The 11,972-nt window shown below is 72.5% G+C and carries 10 protein-coding genes and 1 riboswitch; of the genes, 3 read left to right on the top strand and 7 right to left on the bottom strand.

The window, feature by feature from the left end:
* Positions 1-29: 29 nt before the first annotated feature.
* Complete coding sequence (locus KBX26_RS18405; protein ID WP_030333039.1) at positions 30-836, bottom strand: SDR family oxidoreductase; 807 nt, start codon at positions 834-836, stop codon at positions 30-32.
* Between the two features lie 150 nt (positions 837-986).
* Positions 987-1,076, top strand: a riboswitch (ZMP/ZTP riboswitch).
* A gap of 18 nt (positions 1,077-1,094) precedes the next feature.
* On the opposite strand from KBX26_RS18405, the gene KBX26_RS18400 reads away from it, so the two are divergent.
* Complete coding sequence (locus KBX26_RS18400; RefSeq protein WP_210865972.1) at positions 1,095-2,531, top strand: glycine hydroxymethyltransferase; 1,437 nt, start codon at positions 1,095-1,097, stop codon at positions 2,529-2,531.
* Positions 2,532-2,548: 17 nt separating this feature from the next.
* Here KBX26_RS18400 and KBX26_RS18395 read toward each other — a convergent pair whose 3' ends face one another.
* From KBX26_RS18395 to KBX26_RS18370, 6 genes are all read right to left on the bottom strand, one after another.
* Positions 2,549-2,800 (bottom strand): hypothetical protein, encoded by a 252-nt coding sequence (locus tag KBX26_RS18395; RefSeq protein ID WP_030333037.1) that lies wholly within the window; start codon positions 2,798-2,800, stop codon positions 2,549-2,551.
* A 76-nt stretch (positions 2,801-2,876) separates the two neighbouring features.
* The gene (locus KBX26_RS18390; protein WP_210865971.1) at positions 2,877-4,205 is read right to left on the bottom strand and encodes a PLP-dependent aminotransferase family protein; all 1,329 of its coding nucleotides are present in this window, start codon (positions 4,203-4,205) and stop codon (positions 2,877-2,879) included.
* A 3-nt stretch (positions 4,206-4,208) separates the two neighbouring features.
* Positions 4,209-5,312 carry an alpha-hydroxy acid oxidase gene (locus KBX26_RS18385; RefSeq protein ID WP_210865970.1) on the bottom strand — a complete coding sequence of 368 codons (1,104 nt, stop codon included), beginning with the start codon at positions 5,310-5,312 and terminating at the stop codon, positions 4,209-4,211.
* Positions 5,305-6,294, bottom strand: a complete 990-nt coding sequence (locus KBX26_RS18380) for an alpha/beta hydrolase (RefSeq protein ID WP_210865969.1) — start codon at positions 6,292-6,294, stop codon at positions 5,305-5,307. Before KBX26_RS18380 ends, KBX26_RS18385 begins: the two co-directional genes overlap by 8 nt.
* Before the next feature lie 7 nt (positions 6,295-6,301).
* Positions 6,302-7,513 carry a cytochrome P450 gene (locus KBX26_RS18375; protein WP_210865968.1) on the bottom strand — a complete coding sequence of 404 codons (1,212 nt, stop codon included), beginning with the start codon at positions 7,511-7,513 and terminating at the stop codon, positions 6,302-6,304.
* A 66-nt stretch (positions 7,514-7,579) separates the two neighbouring features.
* Positions 7,580-8,857: an SGNH/GDSL hydrolase family protein gene (locus tag KBX26_RS18370; RefSeq protein WP_210865979.1), complete on the bottom strand. Its 1,278-nt coding sequence runs from the start codon at positions 8,855-8,857 to the stop codon at positions 7,580-7,582.
* Positions 8,858-9,171: 314 nt separating this feature from the next.
* Between KBX26_RS18370 and KBX26_RS18365 the strand changes: the two genes are divergently transcribed.
* Positions 9,172-10,731 carry an AMP-binding protein gene (locus KBX26_RS18365; RefSeq protein ID WP_210865967.1) on the top strand — a complete coding sequence of 520 codons (1,560 nt, stop codon included), beginning with the start codon at positions 9,172-9,174 and terminating at the stop codon, positions 10,729-10,731.
* The gene (locus KBX26_RS18360; protein ID WP_210865966.1) at positions 10,728-11,951 is read left to right on the top strand and encodes an MFS transporter; all 1,224 of its coding nucleotides are present in this window, start codon (positions 10,728-10,730) and stop codon (positions 11,949-11,951) included. The genes KBX26_RS18365 and KBX26_RS18360 overlap by 4 nt, the downstream gene beginning before the upstream one ends.
* Positions 11,952-11,972 lie beyond the last annotated feature (21 nt).

Here is an 11,972-nt window from a genome sequence, read left to right as displayed (position 1 = left end):
GGGCGGGGGGGTCAGTGCGGGCGGGGGGGTCAGTTTCCTGATCCTGGCTCGGCCATCCGGCGGTGCTGCTCGGACTTGAGCTTGTCCGGGATGATCTTGCCGGCGGCGGTCTGCACCTTGTTCAGCAGCGACCCGGCGGTGACCGTCTGATCGCCCCTCATCATCGCCTCGAAGCCCTGGGCGGCGACCTTCGCCGGGTCGTCCTTCTTACCCGAGCCGACCCGGGTGTCCTCCATCTCGGCGCGGTCGAAGAACTCCGTGTCGGTTGGTCCAGGCATGAGCGAGGTCACCGTGACGCCGGTGTCCTTCAACTCGTTGCGCAGCGCCTCGGCGAAGGACTGCACGAACGACTTCGACGCGTTGTAGACCGCCTGGAACGGCCCCGGCATGGTCGAGGCGATCGACGAGGTGAAGAGCACCCGGCCCGCACCCCGCTCGACCATCCCCGGCAGCAGTCGCTTCGCCAGGTGCACCGTCGAGCGCACGTTGAGGTCGACGATCTCCAGCTCGTCGGCGAGGTCGGTGCCGCCCACGAAGGCGCCGCCGGCACCCCGGCCGGCGTTGAGCGCCAGCGCGTCCAGCGGTCGTCCGGTCGCGGTGACGGCGGCCACCAACTCCGTCACGCCCTGCTCGCGGGCCAGGTCGACGCGGACCGACCAGATCTGCGGTCCGCCGTCCCGGCGCAGCTGCTGTGCCGCCAACTCGATGCCCTCGTCCTCGGCGGCGATGACCAGGTCGAAGCCGTGCTCACCGAACTGCGCCGCCAGTTCGTACCCGATCCCGCTGGAGGCCCCGGTCACCAGGGCGAGCGGCCGGTCGGAGGTGGGTGTGGTCATGTTCTCGACTCCTTCTGTGCGAACCCTGGCCGCACCCGTGACGGTGCGGTGGTCCCCTACCGTGTGCCCCGCGACGCAGCGCCCAACCACATCGGCGGGGGTCGCCTCCCGGAGGGCGGCCCGAACGACCGGGCCCGGCCCGGTACGATCGTCGCGGGCCGTTACTGGCGCGTGGGGATGGATAACCATCGGGGAGCGGCCCCGTCATGAGGACGTCTGCCGAGCGCCTGGGCCTTCCGCACGTCTGTAGGAGGTCGCATGTCCCGCAACGCCGAGTCCACCGCATTCCGCAGCGCCCTTGAGGTGATCCGGGCTGTCGAGCCGCGGGTCGCCGACGCCATCGGCGCCGAGCTGACCGACCAGCGGGAGTCACTCAAGCTGATCGCCAGCGAGAACTACGCCTCCCCGGCGACCCTGCTGGCGATGGGCAACTGGTTCAGCGACAAGTACGCCGAGGGCACCGTCGGCCGCCGTTTCTACGCCGGCTGCCAGAACGTCGACACCGTCGAGGCGCTCGCCGCCGAGCACGCCCGGGAGCTGTTCGGCGCCGCGCACGCGTACGTGCAGCCGCACTCGGGCATCGACGCCAACCTGGTCGCCTTCTGGGCGGTGCTGGCCGACCGGGTGGAGTCCCCCGCCCTGAAGAAGGCCCAGGTCCGCCAGGTCAACGACCTCACCGAGGCCGACTGGTTCGCGCTGCGCCGCGAGCTGGGCAACCAGCGGATGCTCGGCATGTCGCTGGACGCCGGTGGCCACCTCACCCACGGCTTCCGGCCGAACATCTCCGGCAAGATGTTCGACCAGCGCAGCTACGGCACCGACCCGGCGACCGGCCTGATCGACTACGACCGGGTGGCCGAGGCCGCCCGGGAGTTCAAGCCGTTGATCCTGGTGGGCGGCTACTCGGCGTACCCCCGGAAGGTGAACTTCCGGATCCTGCGCGAGATCGCCGACTCGGTCGGCGCCACCTTCATGGTCGACATGGCGCACTTCGCGGGCCTGGTGGCCGGCAAGGTCTTCACCGGTGACTTCGATCCGGTGCCGCACGCGCACATCGTCACGACCACCACGCACAAGTCGTTGCGTGGCCCGCGCGGCGGCATGGTGCTCTGCCAGCCGGAGCTCGCCGACCAGGTGGACCGGGGCTGCCCGATGGTGCTCGGCGGCCCGCTTCCGCACGTGATGGCCGCCAAGGCGGTCGCGCTCGCCGAGGCCCGCCGGCCCGACTTCGCCGACTACGCCCAGCGGATCGTGGACAACGCGCAGGCGCTCGCCGAGGGCCTGCTGCGCCGGGGCGCGAAGCTGGTCACCGGTGGCACCGACAACCACCTGGTGCTGATCGACGTGTCCGGTTACGGGCTCACCGGCCGGCAGGCCGAGCAGGCCCTGCTCGACTCGGGCATCGTCACCAACCGCAACTCGGTCCCGCAGGACCCGAACGGAGCCTGGTACACGTCCGGCATCCGGATCGGCACCCCGGCGCTGACCACCCGGGGCCTCGGCACCGCCGAGATGGACCAGACCGCCGAGTTGATCCACACCGTGCTGACCCAGACCACCGCCGGCGCCAACGCCGACGGCACCCCGTCGAAGGCGAAGTACACCCTGGACCCGGGCCTGGCCGACAAGGTCGCCCGTCAGGCCACCGACCTGCTGGCCACCCACCCGCTCTACCCCGGCATCGACCTGGCCTGAGCGGCGGGCCGACACCCTCAGACGATGGGGCGCTTCAGGTGGTAGCGGTGGACTTCGGTGCTGCCCTGGACGTTGTTGACGTCCTCGGCGGCGGAGACCAGCTCCCACCCCTCCCGGCCGGCGCGGTTGAGGTGCGCGATGGCCGTGTCGCCGTACGCGGTGATGTCCTTGCGTGAGCCGTCCGGCGCGTACCAGACGAACGAGACGTGAAAATTGCGGCCCTGTCCCTGATAGCGACGGACGAGCAGGGCGTACTCCCAGGCAACCATGGGCCTTATTATGTCCGTCCAACCAGGACGGCGGCACACGGGTCGTCGCGCATTGCCATCAGGTGAACGCGGTGCGTCAACCCGCCCGCCGGGCCCGCTCGTCGGTGATCAGTGCCGCCAGCCGGTCCAACCCGACGTCGATCTGCTCCGGCGTGACCGCGCTGACCGACAACCGCAACGCGTGGACCGGCGCGGTGTCGTCGTAGAAGTGCGCCATCGGCGTCCACAGCACCCCGTGGTCGCGCGCCGAGCGGTCCAGCAACGCGTCGTCGACCGGGAACGGCACTGTCACCACCACGAAGAAGCCGCCGGCCGGCACTGTCCACCGCACCGCCGCCGCGCCGTCCGCCCCGGGCGGGAACCGCCGGGCCAGGCCGGCCACCAGGTGGCGCAGGTTCCTGGTGTACGCGGACCGCTCCCGGGTGTTCGCGGCCACCAGACTGCAACCGTGCTCCAGCAGCCGGCCACCGATCACCGCCTGCGCGATCGGCGACGTGTTCACAGTGACCATGCTCTTGATCATGGCGAGTTGGTCGGCGAACGGGCCGACCCGCCCGTCCGGGCCGGCCACCCGCTGGTCGGCGACCACGTACCCGACCCGCGCACCGGGAAGCACGGTCTTGGCGAACGAGCCGAGGTAGACGACCCGCCGCGCGGTGTCCAACGCCTTGAGGGTGGGCGGGCGCGGTCCGTCGTCGACGGGGAACAGGCCGTAGGGGTTGTCCTCCAGCAGCAGCAGCTCCTCCTGCCCGGCCAGCTCCAGCAACCGCCGCCGGTGGGCGGTGTCGATGCTGACCCCGGACGGGTTGGCGAAGTCCGGCATCAGGTAACAGGCGCGCGGCCGCAACCCTGCCGCCCGGGCCCGGCGCACCTGGGCGGCCAGGTCGGCCAGGTCGATCCCGGACGGCCCACCGGCCACCGGCCAGACCGGCAGGTCCACCAGCCGGGCCGCGCCGGTCAGCCCGACGTAGGTCGGTGCGACCGCCAGCAGCACGTCCGTCGGCCCGGCCCGCAACGCCCGCAGCACCAGAAACATGGCCTCCTGGCAGCCGACGGTCACCACGATGTCCTCGCCGTCGACGGTGATCCCCTCGTCGACGGCGAGGTTACGGGCGATCAGGTGGTGCACGATGCCCTTGGTCCGGCCGTACTGCAGCAGCAGCCGCCGGGCCTGTTCGGGTCGGTGCCCCAGGTCGTCGACGAGGTGCCGGTGGAAGGTGTCCAGGTGCCGGTGCACCGCCGCGACGTCGAAGAACTCCTCGTACGGCCGGCCGGCCGCGAGGGACACCGCCGCCGGGTACCGCTCGGACACCTCGTTGAGGAAGTTCATCGACGTCAACGCCGGATCGCCCAGCGCGGGGTGCAGGTCGGCGACGGCCAGGTCGACAGGTTCGGTGGCGGTCACCGCTCAACCCACCCGGAGGGTACGCAGCTCGCCGGCCGCCACCGGATCGGCGCAGCCGGCCAGGGTCAGCGCGTCGGTCAGCTCGGCGGCGAGCAGCGCCAACGCGTCCCGGGCCGCCGGTTCGCCGCCGACGGCCAGCGCCCAGAGCAGCGGCCGGCCGACCAGCACCCCGGACGCACCCAACGCCAGCGCCCGCAGCACGTCGGTGCCGCTGCGGATGCCGCTGTCCAGCAGCACCTGGCAGCCGCCCCCGATCGCGTCGACGACCTCCGGCAGCATGGTGACGCTCGGCGGTGCACCGTCCAGTTGCCGCCCACCGTGGTTGGAGACGACCACCGCGTTCGCGCCGACCCGTACCGCCTCGGTCGCGTCCCGCGGATCCAGCAGCCCTTTGACCACCAGCGGCAGGTCGATCTGCTCGCGCAGCCACGCCAGGTCCGCCCAGCGCAGCGCCGGCGCGAACGACGCGGCGGTGTGCGCCGCGATCGCGGACACCCCGGGAGCACCGGAGTGCGCCAGCGCGTCCCGACCCTCGGGGAGGTTCGCGGCGATCACCTCAGACGGCAGCCGGAACGCGTTGCGCAGGTCCCGGGGACGTCGGCCGAGCACCGGGACGTCCACGGTGACCACCAGTGCCCGGCACCCGGCCGCGACGACCCGGTCCAGCAGGTCGCGGACGAGAGCCCGGTCGCGCAGCCAGTAGAGCTGGAACCAGACGTCCGCGCCCACGCCGGCCACCTGCTCGATCGGCGTGCTGCCCAGCGTGCTCGCCAGGTACGGGATTCCGGCCGCGCCGGCCGCCGCCGCGAGCCCCAGCTCCCCGTCCGGGTGCACCAGCCGCTGGTACGCCATCGGCGCCACGGCGACCGGCATGGCGTACCGGCTGCCGAGCAGGCCGGCGCCGAGGTCGACGGTGTCCACGCCACGCAGCACCCGGGGCAGCACCGCGACCCGGTCCAGCGCGTGCCGGTTCGCGGCGAGGGTCACCTCGGCCGCGCTGCCGCCGGCCAGGTAGTCCCACACGTCCGGCGCCAGCACGGCCCGGGCCCGCTCGGCGTAGTCGGCGAGCGAGACGGCCGGCAGGTCGGTCAGCACCCGCTCAGCCATCGGCCACCGCCGGGCCCGTCACGGCCGGCTCGTCCACCTGGGCGGCTTCCGGCCCGGCCGACAGCCCGAAGCGTTCCCGGAGAAAGGCGGCCGCGTCTTCCTGCGCCCGCCGCCCGTCGGTGAAGGTTCCCGGCATGGCGAAGAACCCGTGGATCATGCCCGGGTAGTGCGCCAGTCGGGTGGGCACACCGGCGTCTCGCAGCCGCTCGGCGTACCGCTGCCCCTCGGCGCGCAGGGGGTCCAGTTCGGCGGTGATCACCAACGCCGGCGGCAACCCGGACAGGTCGTCGGCGAGCAGTGGCGAGGCCAGCGGATCCCGGGCGTGCCCCGGGTCGGAGAGGTAGTGCCTCCGGTACCAGGCAACCGAATGCCTGTTGAACAGCGCCGGGTCGTCGTCGCCGACCGGGTCGCCGCTCTGGTCGGTGTTCGGGTAGATCAGCAGTTGCGCGGCGAGCGGGGGCCCGTCCGTCCGGCTGAGCAGGGTGACCGCCGCGGCCAGGTTCCCGCCGGCGCTGTCCCCACCCACCGCCAGCCGGGTCGGGTCCACACCCAGCCGGTCGGCGTGCCGGGCGATCCACGAGGTGGCGGCGTGGCAGTCGTGCACCGCCGCCGGAAAGGGGTGCTCCGGGGCGAGGCGGTAGCCGACGGTGATCACCTGACAGGGCACGGCGTTGGCCAGGCGCCGGCAGATGCCGTCGGCGGTGTCGATGCTGCCGAGCGTCCAGCCGCCGCCGAAGAAGTACAGCACTGTCGGCAGCGGACCCGGACCGCTCGGCCGGTACACCCGCAGCGGCAGCTCCCCGGCGGGGCCGGGGATGCGTTCGTCGCGTACCTCGGTCACCGGCTCGACCGGGCCGCCGCCGGCGCGGATCGCGGCCAGATCCGCGGCGCGCGCCTCGGCGAGGGTCTGCGTGTACAGCGGCGGGGTGCCGGCCGCGGCACGGGCCGCCCGGTACGCCGCCACCTCCGGATGCAGCGTCATGTCGCTCCTATCCACCGGTGCTGACCAGCAGCTTGTCGATACCGCGCAGGAACAGGCTGCCGCTGTACGTCGGCGTCTCGGTGACGGTCAGCGCGGGGAACCGGGCGAACAGCCGGGGCAGCGCGAGGCGACCCTCCAACCGCGACACCGCCGCGCCCAGGCAGAAGTGCAGACCGACACCGAAGGCCAGCGACGGGGGGCCGGCACGGGTCGGGTCGAAGGCGTCCGGGGCCGGGAAGCGGGCCGGGTCCCGGTTGGCCGCCCCGATCATGATCAGCACGTTGTCGTCGGTGGCGACCGGCACGCCGTGCAACACGGTGTCGGCCGGCGCGGCGCGGGCCAGGAAGTGCACCGGGCTCGCCAACCGCAACACCTCGTCGACGCAGCCCTGCGCCAGTGTGGCGTCGCTGGGCAGCGCCGCGACCGTCTCCGGCTGCGCCAGCAGCAACGGCAGCCCGTTGCTGAACATGTAGACGGTGGTGACGAAGCTGGCGTTGAACAGCACGATCAGGTTGCTGATCAATTCCTCCTCGGTCAGCTCCACCTCCCCGGAGTCGAGCGCCTCGACCAACCCACTGAGCAGGTCGTCCCCCGGCGCCCGGCGGCGGTGTGCCAGCAACTCCCGGTAGAAGGCCCGCAACTCCCGCGCGGCGGTGTTGGCCGCGGCCAGCCGCTGCGGGGTCTTGCCCGCCACGTCCAGGAACTCGTCGATCCACTCCACCCGCTCGCGGTACCACGGCAACTCGGCGGCCGGGATGCCGATGAACTCGGCCATCACCAGGGCCGGGATCGGGTACGCGAAGTCGGCCACGAAGTCGACGACGCCCGGGCCGGCGTCCGCCATCCGGTCCAGCAGCTCGTCAACCACCCGCAGGATCACCGGTTCCAGCGCGCCGAGCCGGCGCGGCGTGAAGGTGCGGGAGAAGACGTGCCGCATCCGGGTGTGATCAGGCGGGTTGACGAACATCATCGAGGTCTGGAAGGTGCGCAGGATCTCCTGTTCCTCCCAGCCCGGCGGCGGCTGTTTCGTCCACTGCGGATCGCGCAGCAACTCGTCGACGAGGTCGTAGCCGACGGCCACCGCGGCCACCGTGCGGTGCTCGGCGCGCGGCGGCACCGCGCTGATCGGGCCGAGCCGGTGCAGCTGCGCGTACCACGGGTACGGGTCCTGTCTGCCCTGTTCGCTGTACAGGCCGGTCAGTATCTCCGCCACGTCCACGGCCAACTCCTCCCCAGGATGTCGATGGCCGGGGCGGCGGGGATCACCCGCCGCCCCCGGCCGGTGTCACAGGTCGAGCAGCCGCAGCGGCACCGCGTTGGCCAGTGCCTGGTTGCCGGCGTCGTTCGGGTGGATGTGGTCCCCCGAGTCGTACGCGGCCAGCAACTGGCTGGGCCGGGCCGGGTCACGCAGCACCCGGTCGAAGTCGAGCAGCCCGTCGAACTCCCGGCTGCCGCGCAGGTACGCGTTCACCGCCTGCCGGGTGGCCTCCTTCTGCGGCGTCCACACGCCCGGCGCGCCGTGCCCCTCGTACGGCGTCAGCGTGGCCACCAGGCTGGTCAGCCCGCGCTGCTGGAGTTGCTGGTTGATCTGACGCAGGGTGGCAATGATCGCCTCGGGTGTGTCGTTCGACATCCAGATGTCGTTGATGCCCAGGTGGGTGACGACGGTCCGCACCCCGGTCTGGCCGAAGACGTCCTCGTTGAGCCGGGCCGCCGCGTTCGGGCCGAGCTGGTAGTAGCCGGGGTAGTCGCCGTCGCCCGGCTCGGTGCCCTCGTGGTTGAGCCGGTTGCCGGCCAGGCTCAGGTTGAGCACGCCCGGGGTGCGCTTGTCCGGCCGGTCCGCCAGCAGCCGGTCGGCGAGCAGGTCGGGCCAGCGCCGGTTGGCGTTGACGGTGCTGCCGTTGCCGTCACCGATGGAGTCGCTGAGCACGACGAGCGCGCCGGGGCTGCCCTTGCGTTGCACGTCGACGCCGGAGAGGAAGAACCAGCAGCAGGTGGGACGGGTGGTGAACCCGGCGCCCTCGGCCGCCCCGGTCAGGTCGCCGGCGCCGATGAAGTTGGCCTGCTGGGACTGCCCGTGGAAGGTGGTCGGGCCGGTCGGCGTCGGGAAGTGCACGGTGAGCACCAGGTCGCTGTCGTCGGCGACCGGGAAGGGCAACGGGTCGCTGAGCAGTTCCGCGCCGCGGTTCATGGTCGCCGTGGTGGCGCCGGTGAAGGTCAGCGGGCGCACCGACGCCGCGTCGATGTCGGAGAGGTCGTCGGGGGTCGTGGTGTTGGGCCGGGCGACGGTGGCGCGGCCGACCTGGACCGCCTGCTCGCCGTAGAGGTTGCTCAACCGGACCCGCAGCGCCGGGCCGCCCACCGACACGTGCACGATCATCCGGACGCTCTGGTTGTTGAGGCCGGTGTTGGTCAAACCGACCGAGTTGCCCCGGGTGACAGCGGTGGCCCAGCTGCCCGCCCACTCGGCGCGGTCGGGTCGGCTGGCGGTGGTGCCGGACGGGCCGGCGCTGGCGACGACGGCGGGTGCGCCGGCGACCAACAGCGCGGCCGCGGCGGCGATGACAGGCCATCTCTTCGGGGTTGCCGTTGCCATGGAACCTCCATCGTGTGGCAGCCCAGGGCCGTCCGCTGACGGCGCCCGCCTGGACGATGGTCCAGAAACCTAGCCGCCGCCGTTGACGGGCGTCAATCAACCTGATCGACGCGATCAAATGTCCGGCGGGCCGCCCGGATCGCCCACTCGGCACGGTTCCGACCAGTCGTTTCCGGCCTAGGCTTCCAGGCGGCGGCGGTGCGGTCGCCCAAGCGCGCCACCGTCGCGTCGTCACCGGGAGCTGCCCGGGGACCGCCGCTTTCTCGGATGGGGGCTGCCGGATGACTGACGGACCCGAGCACACCACGACGTACGTGCACACTGTGTTGGACCTCTTCGCCGGATTCGGCGATCGGGAGGCGCTGGTCGGCGCCGATCGGCGACTCACCTACACCGAAGCCGCCGCCCGGGTCCGGGCGATGGCCGCGACGTTGACCCGGCACGGCGTACGGCCCGGGTCGGCGGTGCTGGTGACCGTCGCGAACGCGGTGGAGGGTCCGCTGCTCCAACTCGCCCTGCACCTGCTCGGCTGCCGGACGATGTGGGTCGCCCCGGTGACCGCGCGCCGGGAGGTCGACGAGTTCATCAGGTTGGCCCGCCCCGACGCCCTGGTCTACGACGCCCGGGACCGGGCCAGCCTGGGCCCGGAACTGGCCGCCGCGCTGCCCAGCACGCCGGTGTGCTGCCTGGGCGCGGGCGGCGCCGGACCCGACCTCACCGCCGACGCCGACGCGACGGAGCTGCCGGCGTCAGTGCCGGCACCCGAGTCGTTCCTGCAGACCAGTGGCACCACCGGAAGTCCCAAGCTCGTGCACCACCGGGAGAGCTTCTACGCCCAGATCCTCACCCTGGCCGCCGACTTCCGCGCCGCCGGGTTCCCGCTGCTGCGGCACCTGTCGCACTCGCCGATGTGGCTGGCCAGCGGCCAGATCACCACCCTGTTCAACCTGTTCACCGGCGGGGTGCTGTTCCTGCGTGACGACTGGGACCCGGTGGCCTTCGTGGACACCGTGCAGCGGGAGCGGATCAACTCGACCTTCGTCACCCCGCCGATGCTCTACGAGGTGCTGGACCACCCGGCGCTGGTCGGCGCGGACTTCTCCGCCATGTTCATGTTCAACGTGGGCGCCGGGCCCGCCGCGCCCGCCCGGCTGCGCCAGGCCATCGCGCGCTTCGGCCCGGTGCTGCGCATCGTGTACGGCCTCAGCGAGGCGGTCGTGATCACCGCGCTGCCCGGGCTGACCGACGACCCGGACCACCCGGAGCGGCTGCGCTCCTGCGGGCGGCCCTACGGCGACGTGCGCATCGAGATCCGCGACGACGACGGGGTGGTGCTGCCGACGGGCCGCGACGGCGAGGTGTGGGTGCGGACCCGACTGAGCTTCGCCGGTTACCACGGCCAGCCGGAGCTGACCGCACAGACGCTCGTCGACGGGTGGGTGCGGACCCGCGACATCGGCCACCTCGACGACGACGGCTACCTCTACCTGGTCGACCGGGCGCACGACATGATCGTCACGCATCGGCGGAACTGGGCGATCTTCTGCCGTCCCATCGAGGATGCGCTGGTCGGGCACCCGCAGGTCCGCGCCGCCGCCGTGATCGGCGTACCGGACGAGACGGTCGGCGAGGTGCCGTACGCGTACGTGGTGCTCGGGCCGGACGCGACGGTCACCGGGGCGGAGCTGATCGACCTGGTGACCACCGAACTCAACAAGATGTGGGCACCGGCCGCCGTGGAGTTCGTCGACCGGTTGCCGGTGAACCGGTCGATGAAGGTGGACAAGCGGGCGTTGCGCGCCCGCCACGCGGCCGGTCGGGCGGCGGCGGTCGGGGCGTGACCCCCCGCCGGCAACTGGTCGTCCTGGTCAGCGCCGACCTGATCTCGAACCTGGGCACCCGCATCTCGGTGGTGACCATCCCGTGGCTGGTGCTGGTCACCACCGGCAGCCCCACCAAGATGGGCCTCGTCGCGTTCGCCGAGACCCTGCCGTACCTGCTGTCCAGCGCGTTGGGCACGCCCTGGGCGGACCGGATCGGCCTGCGTCGTACCTCGATCCTCTGCGACGCGGGCAGCGCGGTGGCGATGGTCGTCGTCGCGTTGACCCCGTGGTTGGGCTTCGCCCCGCTGGTGGCGCTCGTCGCGGTGGCCGGCGCGCTGCGGGGCATCGGGGACCGGGTGAAACACGTGATGTTCCGGCCGGTCGCGGAGGCCGCGGGGGTGCCGCTGATCCGGCTGACCTCCGCCTACGACGGGCTCAGTCGGGTGGTGACCCTCTTCGGTGCCGCGGTGGGCGGTCTGCTGATCGCCGTGTTCGGGGTGACCGAGGCGATCCTCATCGACGCGGCAAGCTTCGGCGTCTGCGCGCTGCTCATCGGTGTCCTGGTCCGCCCACCGGCCGCCCCGACCCCACCGGCCCAGCCGGAGAGCTACCTGAGCGCGCTACGGGGTGGGTTCAGCTACCTGGGTCGGGACCGGCCGCTGCTCGGCATGCTCGCCGTCATCTCGGCGCTGAACATGGTGGCCAACGCCAGCGTGGCCGTCTACATCCCGGTCTGGGTCGCCCGCGAGCTACCCGGGCCGAGCGGTCTCGGTCTGGTGCTGGCGGCGTTCTCGGCGGGCGCGCTGCTGGGCAATCTGGTGTTCACCGCGCTCGGACCCCGGCTGCCGCGGCGGCTGACGTTCCTGATCGGCGCGCTGGTCGCCGGCACACCCCGGCTGGTGGCGCTCGCGATCAGCGACGAACTGCCGGTCGTGCTCGTGGTGACGTTCCTGTCCGGGATCGGCATCGCGGCGGTCAACCCGCTGCTCGGGGTGGCCCTGTACGAGCGGGTGCCGCCGGAGTTGCAGACCCGGGTGATCGGCATCGCCGGCTCGTTGGCGTTCGTCGGGTTGCCGGTCGGCGCGCTGCTCGGCGGCTGGTCGGTGGACGCTCTGGGGCTCACCCCGGCCCTACTGACCATGGCGGCGGCGTGCCTGGTGATCACCGCGTACCCGCTGGTGAACAGGGCGTCCGGCCCGGAAACCCCGGCGCGGCCCGCCCCCGTCGCCACCCGGTAAACGCGTTGCGGGAGCTGGCCG

Source organism: Micromonospora sp. C97, assembly GCF_018070385.1.
Taxonomy (GTDB): domain Bacteria; phylum Actinomycetota; class Actinomycetes; order Mycobacteriales; family Micromonosporaceae; genus Micromonospora; species Micromonospora parva.
This window is presented reverse-complemented; position numbering and strand designations above follow the sequence as displayed.